General features: G+C 34.6%; 15 protein-coding genes. 3 read left to right on the plus strand and 12 right to left on the minus strand.

The genetic code is table 11. The annotated features are described in order from the left end of the window. Positions 1 to 101: 101 nt before the first annotated feature. Both R2R35_RS06200 and R2R35_RS06205 read right to left on the minus strand, forming a co-directional pair. Positions 102 to 650 carry a hypothetical protein gene (locus R2R35_RS06200; RefSeq protein WP_317733641.1) on the minus strand — a complete coding sequence of 183 codons (549 nt, stop codon included), beginning with the start codon at positions 648 to 650 and terminating at the stop codon, positions 102 to 104. Beyond that, on the minus strand, positions 647 to 1,189 hold the full coding sequence (locus tag R2R35_RS06205; RefSeq protein ID WP_317733642.1) for an RNA polymerase sigma factor: 543 nt from the start codon (positions 1,187 to 1,189) through the stop codon (positions 647 to 649). Before R2R35_RS06205 ends, R2R35_RS06200 begins: the two co-directional genes overlap by 4 nt. A gap of 338 nt (positions 1,190 to 1,527) precedes the next feature. Between R2R35_RS06205 and R2R35_RS06210 the strand changes: the two genes are divergently transcribed. Further along, on the plus strand, positions 1,528 to 3,717 hold the full coding sequence (locus R2R35_RS06210; RefSeq protein ID WP_317733643.1) for a glycosyl hydrolase: 2,190 nt from the start codon (positions 1,528 to 1,530) through the stop codon (positions 3,715 to 3,717). Positions 3,718 to 3,802: 85 nt separating this feature from the next. Here the strand turns inward: R2R35_RS06210 and R2R35_RS06215 are convergent, their stop codons facing one another. From R2R35_RS06215 to R2R35_RS06230, 5 genes are all read right to left on the minus strand, one after another. Further along, positions 3,803 to 4,303, minus strand: coding sequence for a YaaA family protein (locus tag R2R35_RS06215; RefSeq protein ID WP_317733644.1), 501 nt, complete (start codon positions 4,301 to 4,303; stop codon positions 3,803 to 3,805). Between the two features lie 159 nt (positions 4,304 to 4,462). Beyond that, positions 4,463 to 6,271, minus strand: a complete 1,809-nt coding sequence (locus R2R35_RS06220) for a DUF6262 family protein (protein ID WP_317733645.1) — start codon at positions 6,269 to 6,271, stop codon at positions 4,463 to 4,465. Between the two features lie 205 nt (positions 6,272 to 6,476). Next, complete coding sequence (locus R2R35_RS06225; RefSeq protein ID WP_317733646.1) at positions 6,477 to 10,856, minus strand: hypothetical protein; 4,380 nt, start codon at positions 10,854 to 10,856, stop codon at positions 6,477 to 6,479. A 71-nt stretch (positions 10,857 to 10,927) separates the two neighbouring features. Next, positions 10,928 to 11,029, minus strand: coding sequence for a DUF7695 domain-containing protein (locus R2R35_RS24655; RefSeq protein ID WP_442872271.1), 102 nt, complete (start codon positions 11,027 to 11,029; stop codon positions 10,928 to 10,930). Between the two features lie 227 nt (positions 11,030 to 11,256). Then, entirely contained in the window at positions 11,257 to 12,756 is a 1,500-nt protein-coding gene (locus R2R35_RS06230; protein ID WP_317733647.1) for a hypothetical protein, read from the minus strand. A 173-nt stretch (positions 12,757 to 12,929) separates the two neighbouring features. On the opposite strand from R2R35_RS06230, the gene R2R35_RS06235 reads away from it, so the two are divergent. Next, positions 12,930 to 13,229, plus strand: a complete 300-nt coding sequence (locus R2R35_RS06235; protein ID WP_317731048.1) for a transposase — start codon at positions 12,930 to 12,932, stop codon at positions 13,227 to 13,229. Continuing rightward, on the plus strand, positions 13,226 to 14,131 hold the full coding sequence (locus R2R35_RS06240; RefSeq protein WP_317731047.1) for an IS3 family transposase: 906 nt from the start codon (positions 13,226 to 13,228) through the stop codon (positions 14,129 to 14,131). Before R2R35_RS06235 ends, R2R35_RS06240 begins: the two co-directional genes overlap by 4 nt. 662 nt (positions 14,132 to 14,793) lie before the next feature. Here R2R35_RS06240 and R2R35_RS06245 read toward each other — a convergent pair. From R2R35_RS06245 to R2R35_RS06265, 5 genes are all read right to left on the minus strand, one after another. Then, positions 14,794 to 16,293, minus strand: a complete 1,500-nt coding sequence (locus tag R2R35_RS06245; protein WP_317733648.1) for an LA2681 family HEPN domain-containing protein — start codon at positions 16,291 to 16,293, stop codon at positions 14,794 to 14,796. 52 nt (positions 16,294 to 16,345) lie between these two features. After that, positions 16,346 to 16,603 (minus strand): hypothetical protein, encoded by a 258-nt coding sequence (locus R2R35_RS06250; protein WP_317733649.1) that lies wholly within the window; start codon positions 16,601 to 16,603, stop codon positions 16,346 to 16,348. Between the two features lie 835 nt (positions 16,604 to 17,438). Next, entirely contained in the window at positions 17,439 to 18,602 is a 1,164-nt protein-coding gene (locus R2R35_RS06255) for an AlbA family DNA-binding domain-containing protein (RefSeq protein WP_317733650.1), read from the minus strand. Positions 18,603 to 18,669: 67 nt separating this feature from the next. Then, a complete protein-coding gene (locus R2R35_RS06260) occupies positions 18,670 to 19,878 on the minus strand; it encodes a hypothetical protein (protein ID WP_317733651.1) in 1,209 nt (402 codons plus the stop codon). A gap of 449 nt (positions 19,879 to 20,327) precedes the next feature. Further along, positions 20,328 to 20,876, minus strand: a complete 549-nt coding sequence (locus tag R2R35_RS06265; protein WP_317733652.1) for a hypothetical protein — start codon at positions 20,874 to 20,876, stop codon at positions 20,328 to 20,330. Positions 20,877 to 21,024 lie beyond the last annotated feature (148 nt).

Consider the following 21,024-nt stretch of genomic DNA (forward strand, 5'->3'; position numbering starts at 1 on the left):
GTTTTTTTGTTTTTTATTTTTCTTTGTTATTTTGTTATTTCTCTTAATTATTTTTTGTTTGTTATTTTTTTTTGTTTTTTTTGTCCTTAAAAAAAATATATTTATTTGACTATGCCTTCAAGCCTTTCTTCTGTTAACACATCCCCTGCACTGTTTACATAATCCTTTGTATCTTCTTTTCCGGTAAAAACATCAAGGAGTTGTAGTCCCTCAGTACCCATATTTAAAAATACAATTGCTGTTTCTCCCTCCCCAAGAACAGGCATGAGGTTGGTTAGTTCTTTTGCTATTCTGTCCTCTGTCAGAGAATGCTTATAGAGTTTCACAAGCCGGAAAGTCCCTTTGCTGTTCCCAGCCGTTTGAATTACTGCAATTTCTGTAGCTGTATCCATGAGTTCCTGCGTATAATCCGGCAAATTGATACCACGTGGTTCTATGCTGAACTTCTCTGGTGTTGCTGGTTCTCTGGTCCCTGGTATGTTTTGAAATACATAAGTGGCAGATAGAAATATTAGAAAGGCTGCAGCTGTTAAAGCAAATCCGAGAGATACCCTTCTTTTTCCTTTGATCCGTTCTGGGTTTTCTTCGTTTTTTTTCAGCTGTTCTGCTTTTTGATACACCTCGCTTAAGAATTCCCGGTCAGATTTCATAAGACCATCCCCCCTTTCTCCAAGATTTCTTTCAGTTTTAACTTTGCCCGATGAGATATAACCTTGACAGCACCGATACTTTTATCCATAACAACAGCGATTTCGGCAAGTGAAAAACCGTTAAGATACTGAAGCACAACCACTTTACTGTATTCTGGTTTCAATTCCTTGATTGCCTTTTTAAGTGTTATGGAATCTTCTTTCCTATAAATGATTTCCTCCAGCGTTCTTACATCCTCCAGCTGCAGGTCCTCTATTAATGTCGCTTTTGTTCGATTCCGTTTTCTTATATAGTCAATGGCTCGTCGTTTACCTAACATAAATAAATAGGTTTTAAACTCGTACTCGGAGAAATATCTGTCCGGATGCAGATAAATATAAGCGAATACCTCCTGGGCTATATCTTCGGAACTATGATAATCCTTCAGAAACTGCAGTATAAAATAAACCAAAGGATAGCGATAGCGTATTACCAATTCTTCAAAGGCAGAAATATCCCCCTCAAGAAAGGCTTTATATAATGTTTTATCAGGAATCATTGAAGTGCACCCCGTAAGTAATTCTTTTGTATACATCTCTTATTCGTTGCGTTTGATAATAAGGTTACACCGAAATAGAAAAATATTCGAAAAAGCGAAAAACTCTTTGGCATGTAATAGTTGGACTAGCATATAATTTAGTAATAAAACGATTGGACAAACAATATAGGGACCTTGTTTCTATATGTTTATCACCGGAAGTTGCTGTAAGCTTCCGAATAAATCAATGTAAATTAAGGGGTTTGGAGCTGCAGTTCATAAGCTGTGGCTCCCGTTACGAGGCTTAAAACCGCTTCGTATGACATGCTGCGCAAAGAAGCGCAAGAAAGAGGTGAAGTATGATAAGAAAAAGAAAATCGCTGATTGCAATGCTGCTGGTAATCCTTTTACTGGCAACAGCATTACTGTCACAACCTTTTGCTGCGGATGCGACTACGCTATCCACAGCATTTTCTCAGACTCTGGAGGCTGAAAATGCCGTTATGGCCGGTAACGTAAAGGCTGGCACTGCACGGGCAGGTTTCAGTGGCACCGGATACGCCACAGGGTTTAACCAGGCCAGCAATAACTCCTGGTCCATGCAGCTAACGATTCCTGCATCACAGCATTATACCATTACTGTTCGTACTGCCGCAGACAGCTACAAAGAGAATTTCCTGCTTATTAATGGTGCTTCTGTTGCTACTGTTGTAAGCACGGGTGACGGTGCCTGGCATGATACGGTACTGAACAGCATTTACATTGAAGCCGGTACCATTACCCTCTCCATTAAGGAAAGCTGGGGCTGGTTCGATCTGGATTATGTAAAGATTGAAAATGGTACTGGTATTCCTGCTTCTGTGTATACCAAGGCAACCTCATCTTTGGTTAATCCCAATGCCAATGCAAAAACCAAAGAAATCATGAGCTACTTAAAGAGTATTTATGGAAAGAGCACCTTGGCTGGTCAGACCTGTACCTTAAATACGGATAAAGAATCCGACGCTCTTTATCAATTTACAGGCAAGTACCCTGCACTGCGGTTATTTGACATGATTTTCTGCTCTCCTGCCAGCAGCTGGCAGAATGCTGATGAAGTGCGGCTTGCCAAAGAGTGGAATGCAAAAGGTGGTCTTACCTCCTTCCAATGGCACTGGCATGCACCCAAAGGTGGCGCTGACTTCTATACCAAGGGCACTACCTTTGACCTGTCAAAGGCAGTAACCTCTCTCAACATAAGCAGATTACCTTTAACTGAAATTAAATCCATGTATGAATCCGGTCAGATTTCAGAGGAAACCTATCTTATGGTTCGGGATATCGATGTTATCTCAGGTTACCTGGATTCCCTCCAGCAGGAAGGCGTAACCGTACTCTGGAGACCGCTTCATGAGGCCAGCGGCGGCTGGTTCTGGTGGGGTGCCAAAGGTGCTGAACCTTATTTGTGGCTCTACAGGCTTATGTTCGACCGTCAAACCTATTACCATCATCTGAATAACCTTATCTGGGTATGGAACGGCCAGAATGCTGACTGGTATCCGGGCGATCAGTATTGTGACATCGCAGGCACCGATATTTATGCCGACGCTCATAACTACAGCGTTCAATCCGACCAGTTCGCAAAAACCGTGAACTATTCCAATGGCACTAAAATGGCTACCTTAAGTGAAAACGGAGTCATGATGGACCCCGACCTGATGAAGAGGGACAATGTTTACTGGTTATGGTTTGGTGTGTGGAACGGCGATTTTCTCCTGGACTACAATGGAGGCATCGGAAATACCTATACGGAATCCTCTATGGTTTATAAAGTTTATAACAGTGATGTTGTTACGACCCTGGATGAACTACCGGCATTCACTGGAGGTACACCAACGCCTACTGTGACCACTACTATTACTCCCACCGTGACCCCCACCGTGACCCCTTCTGTGACTCCCACCGTTACTCCCACTGCAACTCCCACCGCTACCCCTACTGTGACTCCTACCGTTACTCCTACTGTAACCCCTATTGTGACTCCTACTGTGACCCCCACCATTACCCCTACTATGACCCCTACCATTACACCTACTGTTACACCAGGGGGTAACTATAACCTGGTACTTACAAATACTGGAGACAGCTCTGCTTCCACAAATACTCTTTATAACAATATCAAACTTACCAACTCAGGTAGTAATGAGCTTGCATTAAATAAACTTACAATACGTTATTATTACACCAAGGATGGCAGCAGCAATGAAACCTTTTATTGTGACACTGCAGCTTTAGCCTTAAACAAAGCTCCCTGGTATAAAGCAATAACCAGCTCTGCTAAAGGAACCTTTAAGACACTTTCTGCTCCAAAAGCTACTGCAGACACTTATCTGGAAATCAGCTTCCAGTCAGATGATACGCTATCGCCGGGTGCTGTCCTCACAGTAAACACAAGACAGAACAAAAATGACTGGAGTGCTTACAACCAGTCCAACGATTATTCTTATAAGACCAATGCCAATGTAACCGTTTATTACGATGGGTTACTGATCCTTGGTACTGAGCCGTAAAAGAAGAAAGGGTTGCCGTATAAGCCAGAGGCTTATACGGCAACCCTTAATCTTAATGAGGAAATATTTAGAACGTGAACTTAGCTTATGTCAATTTCTCAATTTTACGCAGGAATACATATGTATTCTCATCCGATAACTCTTCTGTATAGGAGAAATTCAATTTGTTAAATCCCCTGATTTCTTCCGGCTTTTTCACCTGGCATTCTGCCATATAGCGTACCATCTCGCCTCTTGCCATCTTAGCTATGGTTCCCTTTTCAGTCAGCTTTTTGTTAATCAGCTCTCCAAAAACACAGGTTATCAGTCGTACCTCATCTCTTAAATAACGGGTTATACATTTGCTGTATTCAACGGAAGCCAGATTAATTATCAGGTCTGTTTCCGCAGCCAACTGAACTGCCAGTCTGTCCTTCCAGAATTCATACAGGGAGTGAAATCCCTTCCCCTTCAGCTTCGCCTGCATCTCCAGCCGGTAAGGAATTACACCGTCAAAGGGTTTTAGCACGCCATAAAATCCTGACAGAATACGAAGATGTTCCTTGACATATTCCAGCTCCTTTGTCTGAAATACCAGCGGTGCCATATACTGGTATTGTTAAAATGGTGCAACTTCCATTTTTCCTTGATTTTAAAGGATTTTTACACAATACACGCGTTCCAGAAAACAGTATTTCATTTCTACTGCTACATACCAATGTATATTAAACAGCATGCTCGCTTTAAATAAATGTGCATACTGTAATCATGTTTCTGCAAGTAGTTTTAAATATTGAAGTGTCTGCTTATCTAATGCCTTCTTCAACTTCTCATTTTCTCTCTTCAGCAGCTGGTTTTCTTGTTTTGTTTTTTCCAGTTCCCGCTTGTAGACTTCTAACTGTTTCTCAAGACTGTAGTCAATAATTTCTTTTCTTATAATTCCCAGCTGTTCTTCCTTTTGCTCATTCTTCACTTCATCAAGTGCCTCTCGAACCCGATCATTTTTATAGAAGAAACCCTTGGATAATCCTGTCTTTCTTGATAATTCAGTCACTGATATTATTCTACCGCTGTCTTTGTAATTCTTGATTTCCTGCAATGCAAAATCAACTTTATGCAAACTTTCCAGTTGATTTATTTCTTTCATTTTATCATGCTTAGCCATCAGTAATTTCCCTCCCAGATTGTGCTTCTCATCTTCAAAAAACTCCTGTGTCTTTATTGCAACTTTTTCATCTTTCCAGCCAACAATATCCTTTACCACTTCTTCAGTAGAATACCCCATATATTCTCGTATTGCTTGTAAAGAAGTTCCGCTACGATATAACACCCTGCACAACTCTCTTTGATACATACTACCTTTAAAGATATATTCGCCATCTAAAATTCCCAGTTTACTACATTGCTTTGAAACAGCATCTGCAAAACTGGCTGTTGAATACTTTTTGCCACGCTCATTGTGAAAGAGCTGTGCATCAAATGTTAACTTATTTCGCTTCATATATTGAATGATAATCCAATATAATATACTTGGAATTGGTATACTTCTATTTTCTCCCGGTATACGCAACCAGCTAGTTCCCTCCTCCCAATAGAAATCTGTATCTCTAAATAAAAACATTTTTCCTTTTTCTACCCCTGTGTTAATCAATACCAGACACATAATTCTTAGTGTTTCTGGGAAAAGATATAAGTATTTCTGCAAAATATCTAATTTTTCATCAATGTTATATATATCATTGACCGTATGTATTTCCTTTTCTTTATGGTATAGCACTGGTATCTCAAAACGAGCAATATAATTTCTTGTTTGCAAATATTGAATAACTTCTAAAATAGCATTCAATTTAATATTATAGCTTTGTGACTTCAAATTCTGCGTTCCTAATTTTTTCATATATTTTACTGTAATTTGATAGTCAACATCGAAGATACATAGATTGCATTGTTCAAGATATCTGAAAAAATCTCGTGCATAAGTTTGTCGTATTCTAATGGTATTCATTTTCATACTTGTTACACAAATCAGATAATTTACGTACTCTTGAAGCGCTTTTCTATTATCACTATTTGTAATATCCAGAAAAGAAAAACTTAATATAGGGGTTCCCTGACTCACCCTCTTCGGATTAATATGTAACCCCTCTACATACCAGACATTTGCCGACCAGTCAATTTCCTTATTTGATATGAATAAAATTCGTCTGCAAAACTCTATAAATTTTCGAAGACTTCCACTGTTCTTTTTCACCTCTTTGGGTACAAACAACTCATATTCTTTTTCTTGGCGGATTTCCATTTTTAGAATATCCGTGATATTATTCTTTTTTACATAACGAAATAAATATTGCAACGGAAGCAGATATTTACATCTTCTTTCATCCTTGCTCTTAACATTTTTTACAATATAATTAAGCAGAGATTCAATCTGTAATTTTACAACAAGACTTGCCTCAACAGAGAAATCCCACTGCAAAATGTTTATGTCTTTTTCCCTTTGAAAAGTTTTCGCAATATTTCCAGTGTAGTGGTCTGACAAATAGATTTGTTTATTCAGCGGAGTCTTTTTTCTCATAATCCCCCTAAAAATCCTATAACTTTTTTCATTGTTTTTCAGAATTTTATTTTAAATACTTTCGTCAAGACCCAGTATCCCCTTGGAGGGAGTACATTTTTTTTAAAGTAACTTAGTCTATGGATAAAATCACTCATAAAATGATACTTAAATCATATTTTAATTCCGGACAGTACAAAGCATTCCTCCTTTCTGAAAGCGATTCTCAAACACTGGTCATCATTCTGCAAATATTACCTTTGATATTCGTTCTATCATATGATAATAACGCTGTCCATTCACTCCACTGAGATATGCTTAAATCCGAATTATGGATTTCTTTATCTGCATTTAAAATCCATATAAGCTTCATTCCTTTATAGTTCAAAAATGTATCTAACAGATCTTTTCGGACAACAACACCGCCTTGGTGCTGTGTAATACGTGTGTCAAATGCAGCTAAATTTCCGGCCTCATCGTAATAGAAACCATCGCTCTTTAACTGTCTAAGATGCAGTGTTTCGATTAGTTCCGCACACGGGACACTCCACGATATTGCCTCTACTTTAGACGCATCAAATTCTTCTTCCCATAACAAATCAGATGAAGCATGTAATATCTTTCCGATTTCTTTTTCAACCTCCTTCTCTACGATTAATTCTTTATATACAATCTCAGGAATTTCAAAACAATCAGTCTCATCAAGCATTTTTTCTTCAATTACACTCTCATCTTGAAAATCTAGATTTTCATCTATTTCCTCATCTTCACAATAATCTAATTTTTTCAAAAAGGCATCCAGTGGGGACAAATCCGGTATCATTCTGGTCTCTGTAACAGTTTCTTTATCACCAGTCTTAATATGGACATCAATCCATGCATACTCTTTAAGTGATTTACAACTAGGCGACCATGGATATTCTCGGTTGAATACCACATAAGTCTGATTATGAGAATCCAGTTCTTGAGTTCGCAAATCCACCCCTTTATTCACACTTTCAGCAAATGCCTTTTCCTGTTCTGGTGTGACAAAGTAAGCATATAGCCAACTCCAAACAAGAAGTTTTTCATCCTTTAAGTCATTGCGTCCAGTATCACAATATTTTGTTAGCGAAACCCATTGTGTGCCTGTGTCGTCTGTCAGATGCATTATATCTTTCAGATTTTTAAAAAATACTCCTTCATCTTCCAGCCATACTCTCTGGCTATTCTTATCAGATATGGCTGTTTTTGTATTCTCATTCCGTGCTGCAGATACAAATTCATCAATTTGCTTAAACACGGGGGCCTCCTCACAAAACATAAAATTACAATTCAGCGTTGGGTCAAAATCGCGAATATAAGGTTCCCATGCTCCTTCGAATGGAATCCTTGCATTATTATTTATACTATATCGCTCTCTCATTTCGTTATGATCAGAAACTCTGGCAAGAATGTTGTACATTGCAATCCACGGATATTTCTTGCCAATGCGCTCAACCTTCATGGTATCGTGCCGATTATAATTATATCTCCGCCCATGATGATCAAACCATTCTTCTTTATATCCAAGCTCATTAATTATGAAGGACATCGCATAATTATAAATCTGTCTATGATTAACATCGAAGTTACGTAGTGCACTCTGAAATACATATCTACCAAAATCACCATACATTCCCATGTTTTCAAATTTCATGGACATACTAACGCTTAATAAACCACCATCAAATTTCATCTTTGTATAATCTTCGGAGACAACTGGAACCGGACTTGATTTATAAGGTGGAATACTCCTGTATCTGTCAATAATCCCATCATAGTCAGGCTGCTCCCACAAAAATCTCTCGATTATTAGTCGTGCATAATCCCTAAGTAGAATATCCGGATACACCTGCTCCTGATCAAAGATTGTTATATAAATGTATTCTGAAAGTAATCGGTATACATCGTTCTGGCCATCTTTACGTTTACAGCAAGCACCAAATACAACTCCATATAGACGCTGGAGTACATATGGATCATTCACCCCTTCAAACTTTTTAAGCATGATTTCACACAAGTCAAATTCCTGTTTCATAAACTCAATCATTGCTTTAGACGCATAATCCCGAAGTGATCTATCCGAAGCCGTAAGAAGCCACCCAAAAAGAGTGAGTAAAAGCTCTGTTTGCTTTTTACTCCTCATAATGATGGACTCTCCCTTATTATACATCTGAATCAACTGCATAATTCTATTGGTATCGTCTGAAAAAACAGTGTTAATATAAGTAGTCCAAATATAATCTCTCTTATTAAGCTCATATCCCATCAATAAATTATGTAAAAAATCTGCATTTAGTGGATGTCCAGTCTTTACACTGTTACCGATAAGCAACTTCCATATATCTTTCGGCTCTGAGGGATATTTTCTAATCAGATTTAAAAATCCCTGCTCAGATATAGTGTCCTTATTTCTCCATTGAAATGATTGAATATATCTGCTAAAAAGATCATATTTATCATAGTCATCACTGATATCGTCAATCAAGTTAATACATTCTTCTCCGAACTTATCCATGTAAAGAACACAGACGTTAATGAACAAATCTCTATTTCCATAATTGCCCACCTTTCCATCTTTTATCTGTAATATTTCGGTAAGTATTTTTTCCTTAACGTCATCTTTTGATTCTACTTGGTTAACAATTGCTTTCGCACAGAAATAATCATTCATTTGATCATAAGCAAAATACAGCTCTTCTTTGTCTCCATATACATAGCTATGAAGAATATGTTCCCTGATAATCTGCAGTATAAATGGAGGTGCGACAATTCCATACTTCTTCCAATAATTCAAGCTTAGCAGCTCTTCTTTTGATATAGCTCTGACCCCTCTATCAGCTAACGAACTAGCTAGCTCATTGATAAGCGGGGACAATAAATCCTCTGCTCCTGAATATCCCTGTTGCCTCAAAGAGTTTGCCATCGACTTTTGTATATTTTCGTTTGCATTAGAAATAAATCGCTCATATAGGGTAGGAAGATCAACCTCATCGCCTTTATATGTGCGACAATATAAAGTCAAAAATAGCGGATTTGTCATTTCATATTCAAAATATTCAAATGACGTAAATGGAATTCCATAATAATTAAAAAATTGTTTTGATGCTTCTATACTATTCCTTTCAAATCCCCGATGAGATATATGGCATATACTTTGGCTTTTGATTCTCTCAATCAAATTCTGATTCATAAGCTGTTTTTCATATTCTGAACGGAAAGAGAAGGCCAGCTTCACATAATTACATCCTTCAATCTTGTCAATTATTACTGGAAGATGTTTTTTCCATAAGGCATTATTCCAGGTTTCATTAAGGGCATCGATGAGCACAGGAATAATTTTCCCCTGGGCCTCTCCCATTGCCTCCAGGATATCAATTAAATCATTAAAAGAAAAATCCAGTCCACAGTTTTTCATAATTTGTTCTTGAATTGGATCATCCGTAAAATATAACCCAGCCAGAAATAATAGTGCATTTCTGTTATTTTTAATCAACTTTTCCACTTCATTTGCAAGCATCTGAGATTTCCCAATTCCAGCTTCTCCAGTCACAACAAGGATTTTTCCTGTAATCATTTGACGCTCAAATTTGTGAATTGATAGGATGCCCGGTAAGTTTAAAAGAGTATCTATCGACTCAATTTTTCTTCCTATATCAAAATATTTGTTCTTAGACATTTCTTTTTCTTGTTTTGAAATAAGCTCATCTCTAAAGGCAGCCAAATACAATTCGTTTTGCCTGTTTTCTAATTCTGTCTTTGTGGCTTTAAATTTTTCGATTTCAGCTTCCACAACCGTATTGATATTATTTTCCCACTGAAAAGAATCTTCTATATTAATATATCCAATATCAGCGGTATTCCTAACTGTTTCTTTTATTGTGTTAAGATAACTATGATATTGATTATAATTCCAATTTAACGAATCAATTTGAGAAATAAGCTCTTCCTTTTTTTCATTAATATACTTGATTGCAGCTTCGTCATGTACAAATAAAGACAACTGAAGCGAAAAATCGGTATCCACATTGAACTCGCGATTAAAACGCTCCCCGAGTTCTGCAAACATGTACTTATTGTGGTCTACTATCCAGTCATACGTAATTGAGTGACTGCCAAAGTAATAACTGGAAAGGTATGGATATTTTCTTGCCTGATCTAAAATCGTATCACCTGTTATAAGTTCCAAGGTAATATTATTACTAGCTAAATGATCTACAGCTTTTCTATAATCACTCGCATCTACTGATAAATGCTTGTTACTATACAAGAAGATATGATCTACTTTTCCAACATAATGTTTAACTGTCTTTTCAGCTGAATGCAATATTTGATCATATCCTGGTCTGTCATCAAAGAACTTTGCCTGATAACCAATCCATCTCTGATTCGTTTCATCATATACTGGTTCCGATTCAATTCCTGCATTATTAGGGTTGCTATGGACGCTTCTGTTCTTCTTGTTTACAGAGAGAAATTCATTAGTAAACAATTGACGACACAAGTCTTCAAATTTAAAGCGAACACCTCTGGCATCATTATTCTTTGTAATAAACTGCTCCCATGTAATTATCCCAATAGACATATTTTATCCCCCTTTTGTACTTGCTTGCCTTCTATCATATAGACTGTCAAATCTTATTCAGAAAACCTTATTTAGCTCAGCCATCTTCGTAGATACTCCAATCCACCATTCACACTGCAGGAACACGTCGCGAAATCATGAACCGATTTTGATTTAATCTCATTCCCACACATTTTACACCAAATGTGGTTTTTAAAATTTCCTAATCTTCATTTCCCAACTATTATCCTTTTTCCTCTACACCCTTCCACTGCAAAGGACGACAGACTCGCATTGACTTGAGTAGACAAAAATGTTATGAAGACACCTATTGGTGACTTTACGGATTAGTATTTTTAACATACACAACAAAAATACAACCTTTTTATTCGCTTGAATTAATCTCATTTATTTAATAATTTCATCTCATTTGGCTCGGACTAATATAATTACAATTAAATATACAAGATACTACTTTTGTATTATACAGTTCATCATCTCCAGCATTAATCATTTCAACATGCCAGCACTTTTCAAGATTTGTTGTTTCCCCATTTTTATTAGAAACATCAAGTATAACCAAAAAGCCCAGTCTGTTAATATTTGCATAGCATGCAGTCTGCGATATATTTTTTCTATATTTAGCCGACTCTTCTGCTATTGTCTTTTTCTCCTTATCTTTCCACACTTTTAATTCTAGCGGAATTATATTATCAAACAATAAATCAATTTCACCTTTTGATTTTTCAGGCTTTTTTTGTATTCTCTCTGAATTGAATGAATCACACAGTCGCTCATATATAAAAGGTAGAAAAAACAAATCCTCCATTTGAGAGTATGTAGTTTCTTTTTCATTATTAATATATTCGAAAGCTCTATTTCTTAAGAAAGTTTCTTCTTCTAAACAAAGAGTAACCTTTTTCATTAGCCAGATGATTAATTCTACAAAAGATTTCTTCAAATTGGGTTTCCCTATAAAAATTAATGCATTTGAAAGTTCCTCATATATTCTTTCTAGAATAACAATTTGACTTTCAGATAAGCTCCTCCGAGTATTCACATCAATAAATTCATTTTCTGCATCAAAAATATTCTTAATACACGGAATACTAATATTGTATTGAACATTTGCAGATTCAATAGAATCCACTCTATTAATCAAGCATAAATCATTAATGTCTAAAAGGCCATTTACCTCCAGCAAAATCGGTAACATTGACTTATTGAAGTTATTCATGCTTAAAGGATGTAATAATATATCATTTTCTTCATCGAGAAAAGTTGTCATTCTTCTGGACCATCCATCCATTGAGATCTTTGCACATCGTTGACCTAGTAAACTCATTTGTTTTTTTGCCTGCATAATAAATCTCTCAGCTTGTTTCTCAAATGAAGGGGCATCTCCTTGAATATTTTTACCATATTCTATTAGTTTATTGTTTATTTCGTAAATCTCATTTGTATATTCTTTATATGCCTTTAGCATATTGTTTAGTATTACATCAACTTTAAATTTATAAAGCTTGCCAGTTTTGTCTATTTTAAAACTTTCAATCATTTTTGTTTTCCCAAAATCACCAATTCCTGAATATCCCCTACCGTCTTTTAATCGTTCAAGTCTTCTATATATCAAATCATTATAATAATCTATTAACTCAACCTCATAACTAGATGCAGTAAATTTCTCATTAGTTAGTTTTGATAGCGTCATATTTAGTATTTCATTTAATGAATCTCTTTTTGTAACTACTATATTTATTTGTTGCTCAATCAATTCAAGACCATGACTTTCATATAAATCAGACAGATCAAATTGAATACTTTGTAACTCTGCTCTAATAGAAATATCACATTTATTTATTATCTTTCTGGCGATAATTATTTCATTTAAATCATGTACTCGAAATGTATCTCCAATCATAAGTTATTACTCCTTTAATTTCGATTAATAGTTATCTATAGTAAAAAGTATTTAAATGGGCGTCGTTGTCTTACACTAAGGTTTTCTAATACTGATGTTAGCATCTAATTAGTACAAAACAAAATGAGACAATCCCTTGAAATAATGTATAATAACAAGAGGAGGAACTCATTATGCCAAGAAAATCAAAACAACACACTAAGCAGTTCAAGTTGGATGCTATCAACTATCGCAAGGAACATCCTGATCTTACACAGGTTGAATGTGCCAAGAATCTCGGAATTGGTATAAGTACCTTAGCCAAATGGGAGGCTCAGTTCCGTGACCATGATGGTGACATTCCCGTTAGAGGTTCCGGTAACTACGAATCAGATGAACAAAAGGAAATCGCTCGTCTCAAACGTGAGCTCCGTGACGCTCAGGATGCACTTGATGTGTTAAAAAAAGCCATCGGCATTCTGGGGAAAGATTGACAGAAGCTATCTATACCGAAGTTTCTGCCAAGGTAGAGGCATCTAAAGTCACAAAACGCCGAGTCTCTACTTCCGGAATGCTGAAATTTTTAGGCGTGTCTCGCTCTGGATATCATGCTTTTCTGAACCGAAAAGTCTCTTCCACCAAGCAACGTAAAGAGGCTGTCAAAAAGGAAATCCAGAAGATTTATGATAGTTCAAAACAGAATTACGGCGCTCCTAAAATCACCAAGGAACTTCGCAAATCTGGGGAAACCATTGCCCAGCGCACAGTAGGTAAATACATGCGTGAAATGGGTATCAAAGCTCAGTGGATTAGACCTTGGACCACTACAACCAGAGACTCTGATTTCAGTGATGAACTTCACAACATTCTTGATGAACAGTTTAATCCAGAACGCCCTAATGCTGTCTGGTGTACCGATATCACTTACATTTGGACACAGGACGGATTTGTCTATCTCAACTGCGTTATGGACTTATTTGCGAGAAAGATTATTGCCTGGACTCTTTCTGATACTATGGAAGTGTGTTCCGTTATCGAAACAATCAATAAAGCAAAAGCTTGTCGAGACACCGATTTTCCTTTGATTATACACTCAGACCGTGGTAGCCAGTATGTTTCTAATGCCTGGCGAGAAGCCACTGTAAATATGCAACGAAGTTATTCTCATACTGGCTATCCTTACGACAATGCCTGTATTGAATCTTTCCATTCTCTCATCAAACGAGAATGGTTGAACCGGTTTAGTATTCATAACTACAACCATGCATATAAGCTTGTTTTTGAATATATTGAAGCCTTTTATAACACCGTCAGAATACACAGCTATTGTGATTATTTGTCTCCAGACGAATATGAAAAACTGTATGAGAGGGCTAAGTCTCTGCCTGCTGCTTAACATGCAGAACTTCTCATTTTAATTTGTACTAAATCTTGACATAGGACCATACTATATATTACGCAAATGAACTTTCTTATCGTATCTATAAGTATCACACTATTCAAGTCACTTATTAATAATCTTAATACTACATGAAATTACATAGATCTACCATTATAAATCTGAAAATAAAACTACCAACTATGCTCTGATTTCTTTAATTGACAATTCTACTATAATTCAATATCACATCCATTTCCAAAACAAAGCATACATGGTATTTTACATTTAAGAATTTTCACTGGAAAGCATTTATCAGTTGCTTTGTTATTTTCTCTTCGTTTAAAATTTAAGTAAGTCGCAGAAGCCCCTGCCCTTATAGTAAAGTTGATTCTGCACTTTGTCGAAACGTTTATCTGCCTTAGCCCACCATGGTAGTATGAAGCAGATTACAAAACCCTTATAAGTCCAAAAGCGTAACTACATGTCCCTTCCCCCCCCAAAAAATCCTTCGATTTTATTGTTTTTTTGTCAGAAGAGCCACTGTCTCAGCATTCTTTTAGCAATAATTTATACTACATGGTAAAATATACTGACAAATTCTTAAAGGGATAAAAATTCACATCATTTGAATTAGCTATATTACTAAAAACCCTTCATCCTTAAAACGCCTCTTTAATTCACTTTTGATTATTTTCTCTGTTTTCAAAATTGATAGCCAAGCAAAGATAAATAATCATCTCCCTTGATAATTTGAGAAGTCTGCATGTATTCTCACCTATCCTATATTCACTTGTGTATTTTGTAAAAATTATACCTCCTTGCTTTTTCCCCGTTCGTAAGCAGTTATGCTCCATATCATTTCGCATTTGAAACATAGGTTCAGCATTTGGACTGGTTATATTAGTTTTTTTATCTTCATAGAAGTCTTTTTGAAGCCAGTACATAGCTTTAATCAAAGGATTATTCCCGTGTTTCTTTATTATAGGATTAGGCACCAAAAAATAAGAATTACCATTGCGATCTTTTAATTCTTCTTTCCATATATTTTTAAAATTAATCATGGTGCCTGTAAGACCAATATTAAAATAGTGATTAATGAAAAATCCAATTCTATCAAAAACTGAATAGGCAGTTTTAAAAGCAGTTCGTAGAAGACTCTCCCTTAATGAATGATCTGCATAATCTCCTATATCTGTAAGATCCAGTTCACAATCTGCAAAATGATCTGATGGCTCTAATAATACGGTGGATTTATACCACAAATATCTTGCCAAATTAAATTCTTGTTTAATTTGATTAAATAGACCAATAAATTCTTCATTCTTAGAATCATCTTTCTTATCCAGCGGAAGGTTGATACTATCAACAGCAAAACAATGGTCACCTAATATATCTAAACAAGGCTCAAGAAAAAGGCGAAATGCAAGCATATATTCTCGATACCTAGCTTCTTCAAGATTTCTTATCCCGAACACTGGCAAATCAAGAGGCTTTTTTAAATATCCTTCAATATAATCTGGATGAAACATAGATATGTTTTTTTCAAGTGCCGCTAAATAACCTTGTTCCTCTAAGTTAACTTTATATTTTTGAGTTTGTTGGTAAAAATAATAACAGGCATGATGAAAATAATTTTGCTCATATGATTTTATTTGAAACTGGGCATACTGAAAAAGTGTTAACGAAAGATTCAGACTCGCCATAGCAAAAGCTTTCTCTATCAGTAAGGCGTCATTAAAATAGTCTATTGCAGCAATATATCTCCCTGTTATACGCATTGTATTTCCAATATTAGTATATGTACGCATGGCGATATATCTTGCCACTTTAGTAATTGGCTCATAAAGATTCTGTTCATTCCCCACCTCAAAATGGTACTCATACATATCTAAAACATTACGGAGGTAATAAATTTCTTTCTCAAGGTTTTTTTCCTGTGTAAGTATTCGCAAGTCATGATAACCGTTTGCAATATCATAGCTTATTTGCATTTTGGTTGGAATATTATAATCTGCTTTTAGCATAGTAAGTGCTCGCTTAATCGTATTTGGTATTAATTCTTTTTTCTGCTCACTGAATAATTTATCAAAAGTTTTAGATAATTTTATAACTGCTACATCTATAACCGAGATAAAATCTCGTTCAAACTCTTCTATATATTTTTCATATCCTAACATACTATTTAATCCTTTTACTTCAATTTAAATCACAATAATAACCCTCCGCTCTTTACCGATGAATTATAATGATCTGTATATTGAGTCCTTCCCTTCGCCTCTTTAACAATTCCCTAAACAAGACAGCATCTGTAAACCAGGCAACTGCAATCCAAATAGTATATTCAGCTAATTGTAATTGTTCCAGTATCTGCCTTTGTAAGTCTTCAAAATAAACTTCTTGCTCAATATTAGTTCCTTTACTTATTCCTATTTTTATGACAACATTTCCAATATCATAATCTTCGGTTTCCTCATAAATCTCATACACCATTCTCTTAATTTTACAATATAATTTTCAAGTTCACTTTTATGTTCAGGATTAATTCGTACTTCTACATTTTCATACCATTGCCATGATTTGCGAGTAAAGTTATTGGTCTTATCCAATGTAATGTAGGCTTTCTTTAAAAGTGTTAATACTTTTTCTTTTTCGACGAAATCACTATTTTATTGTACTTATAAGTAAATCACAATATCTTGACTCATTCATTTTTTACCATCCTTGTAATATAATTAATCTTCATTAAATAATTTATCATAACAAAAAGAACAATAATGCAGTTCATCGTCGGTATCATCTGACTCCACTGCTTCAATAGTCTCGTGCTCTATAATTTTATCAATAATTCCATCAGCTTCTAATGATTTTATTATTGATGTATAGTACTTCTCTTAATAAATCTATCTACTTACCTATATCCTTCTGGGAACTTTGTTCCATCATCTTTAATAATCCATTAAATCACTCGTAATATAATGACCAGGAGGATCTTCAATCAACATTTCTCTACAATCTTTAAACAGGGTATCTGAAATTTGTATTATATTTTGTAATTCCAATCTAAAATAACTCCATATGTAATCCACACCGAAATTCACCGATTCCAATCTCTGGAATTTTAATATATAACACCCTCCAGCCATAAGAGATATACATCCATTCTCTGTTGCCTTTTCTGCATATTCTATGTCCATCGCTTGTCCATATATTGTATCTTACTCATCTGCCTTTAACTACTTTGAAAATTACTTCTGACATGGATGTATCACTCCCATGATGATGACCAATTTTCAAATAATTATTACTTTACTCTACCACATTTTTATTTTTTTGACCTATGTTTACTTAAAGCATTTGCTAATATGATTTCTGACTGTGTAACAGTATTAACAATCATATCTATATTACTTATATCTTTTATTTCAATTGGCATAGTTAATATTTCATTTCTATCAACGATTCCAATATAATCAGATTCAAAATCATAATCACTCCACATACCTTTACAGCCTATAATACTAGCTGTAAAATAACCTCGCACATTTCTTTCAAGCTGATTGTACATACGCTGAACCCCATGCAATAGACTTGTTATTTTTTGAACTATTATAGATGAATTTATCCACTCTTCTCCATTTCTAATAATAGGAGTGAGTTTTAAATAAACTTCTGAAATACCATTATCATATGCTTGAAAAAACACCCCATTTTCGTAGTTATAATTAGGATAACATACCCCATCTACATTAGGAATTGCATGTCCAAAACATACCCCCTGAAAAACACCTGTAAAAGATAGTTTCCGTTCCAAGAATAAATCATATAAATTTATATATGTTTCAGAATCTATAAATGTTTCAGGTATTACTTGTAACAACGCATACGATGAATCTCCCATGGTTTCCATGTATTCTTCTACTTTTTTCTTTCTAAACTCTTTTATAGCATCCGCCAACATGCCTGACTGTATGAAACTGTTTTTGATTTCTGAATAGCTCATTGGTTGTTTTCTATTTCCTCTCCTAATAAAAAACTTGTATAATCCTTCATTTTCCATGCAAAGATATGGCGTAAAATGCCCTTTCTTTATCTGTACTATAACGATATATTTTTCCGAATATAAACGTATGAATTTAAATGTTATCACTGGTACTACTGGCAAAATAGATGATAATTCATTTCGCCGATCAAGTTCAAATTTATCGATATTATTATCTTTTATAGATATCCCTGTTATCCTAATAGGAATACCATTTTCTTCTTTTATTCCAAATATCAGATAACCGCCCTCCCCATTTGCAAGAGAACATACATCATGCCTAAATTCATCCTGCTTTTTCTTTTTCATTACTTTATCAGGACAATCTAACATTGCAAATGTTTCCTTATAATCAATATGGTCATTTTCACGATATGTATCTTGCTGCAAAATAGCTTCAATATCAGATTCTATCCAATCGTCAAACTGTTTATTATTAATTATCATTTATATATCATATCCTCCATAAAAGTCTTTATAATCGCGTGTTTCACCCTAACTATTATTCAATAATTCAAAAGAACCTTTTATACCTATTTTTTCTATTATCACCTTTATCAACAAAAGCTTCATAGTTTTCTAGGATAGATATTGCTGGAATCTCCTTTAAAATACTCAAATCTTTACCTAAAACATAATGTATAAAATATTTCAAGTTATCACCTGCAAATTTATAATTGGATTCAAAAACATCCCAATCTAGCCGTATTGCATTCTCATAATATCTAGAAACACTTTCATACGCTGTATCAATAACATACTGCCTTTTCTTTTTGTGACTCGCTATATCATCTGATAAATTTTTTGTAACCTTATAACATAAGTATGTTAATTGCACATAACTTATTTTATCAATAAGCTTTTTAAAATTTTCATCTGCCTCTTCAGTTTTATATAACCTCAATCCTCTTTCTTCTAACAGTTTTTCAAATTTATCTATCGCATCCTTGTATATGTATTCCTTCCATAATTCAAGTAAGTCTTCATCCGAATAATTCCTGATTTTAAAATATGTATTATCATCCAAAGCCTTTATAATCTCATCAGTGAAATTTATATTTATATCAAATGTTGCACGACATAAGTCCACTTTTTTAGGAAACTCTTCAACATCAAAGGCTGATATTTTAGTACGTGGAGAAACAGATATTATATTTTTCTCAAGTAAAATATTATAATTTTCAATAGTTTCATCTGCAGTACCACTAAATCTACCATAATCTTCATCATAAAATGGCAATAACACAGTAAAACTATTTGCTACATTTTTCTTTATTAAAAAAAATAATAATAGCTGTTCCTTCAATGTCAATTCTTTAAATTCCACATTATTATTTTTATTAACATAATATTTGCTTATTATTTCCTTTTTATTTTCCTCAACCTTTCGCCTCTTGGTATTACATCCAATACATTTACAATACTCAAAGCTCCATTTACTTGACTTCATAATATGCCCGCAATTGGCACAATATATATCTTCTTTATCTGAATATTGTGTTCTTTTCTTCACTTTCTGCAACAAGTGATTTCCACAGTGTTCACATACCATATCCAGAGTAATCGATGGTAAAATATTGTATAATCCCTTTGGTGCTATGTCTATTTTATATTCTGAAATAATGTCAGATAATTTATATTCTTTATTTAGATATTTACTAATTATTTCTTTTATCTGATTTTCTGATAAATGTGCTAGCCTTGTATCTATACTTTTAATCATATTAACGTCCTTTTCCATGTGATTATACACAGTTTAACAAAATACTCACATTGCTTTAATAATAAACAGTCTAGTGACTATTATATTAGATCTATTGCATATCATTTAAATTTTGTTTCTATATTTCGAACCATACTAAAGTTATCCAAAGCTATTTTATTAACTTTTTAAATTTATCTTCTATGCTTTTTTTCTTTTTTTCTGTACTTTCGGAATCTATGGAATATACATCTGCATCCCAAATCAGACAATCACCCGACTTGACTTATTGCTGATAGCATCGATGGCGTCACTAAATGTATCTGTTGTCGTTATAACCTCAGGTAAAATCACTGTATCTACATCATAACGGTTAATAACATCATCCAAACTATCAATATGGTCTTCATGTGGATATGTTCCAATGACATAGTCTAAAGATTTTGCTCCTAAATCCTTTAGATAATTAACTACAAAATCTCCATCACCGTTTTCCCCTGCATCAATACCATATAGTGACCTTCAGATTCAATAATGAGGGAATCAGCTTGTCTAACATCTAGAAAATAAACTTTTAATTCAAGCGATTTAGTTGATTCTTTCTTATCAGAAACTGCCTCTATTGATTGTGTATCTTTCTCATTAACTGATTCACTGCCTAGCTTATTAGCAGTATCTATTTTATTTTGCTCATTTGTTTGGGCATTAGTAGTAGTATTATTATTAGAATTGTTAATCGTTTGGATTTCTACTATATTAGATGTACTGTCTATATCTTTAGTTTGTGGCGAGACCATAACAGCAGTAAAGAACACAACAAAGACAGCAGCAACCAAAGCTCCTTTTTTAGGCATCTTTCCAACGCCTTTTAAAACTTTATGTAAGGTTGGACAACTAGATACTACACATAATAAAAATAAGATTCCAGTGAAAGCCCCTCCTGGAGTAGTTAAAAAAACAATTGTACCGAGAAAAAAGAATATGGTTAGAGCCCATAATACTATATTTTTTATCCTCATAATTATCCTCCCTTATTACTCCTCGTATAAAGATATTATATGTCAAAATATTTCCAATTTCAACATTTTGCTATAAATACCCAGATTTTTTTTGCTTATATTTACAATAGTGAGGAAGGATTAATAGATGAGTCTGAGTTATATAGTA

The organism is Anaerocolumna sp. AGMB13020 (assembly GCF_033100115.1).
Lineage (GTDB): Bacteria > Bacillota > Clostridia > Lachnospirales > Lachnospiraceae > Anaerocolumna.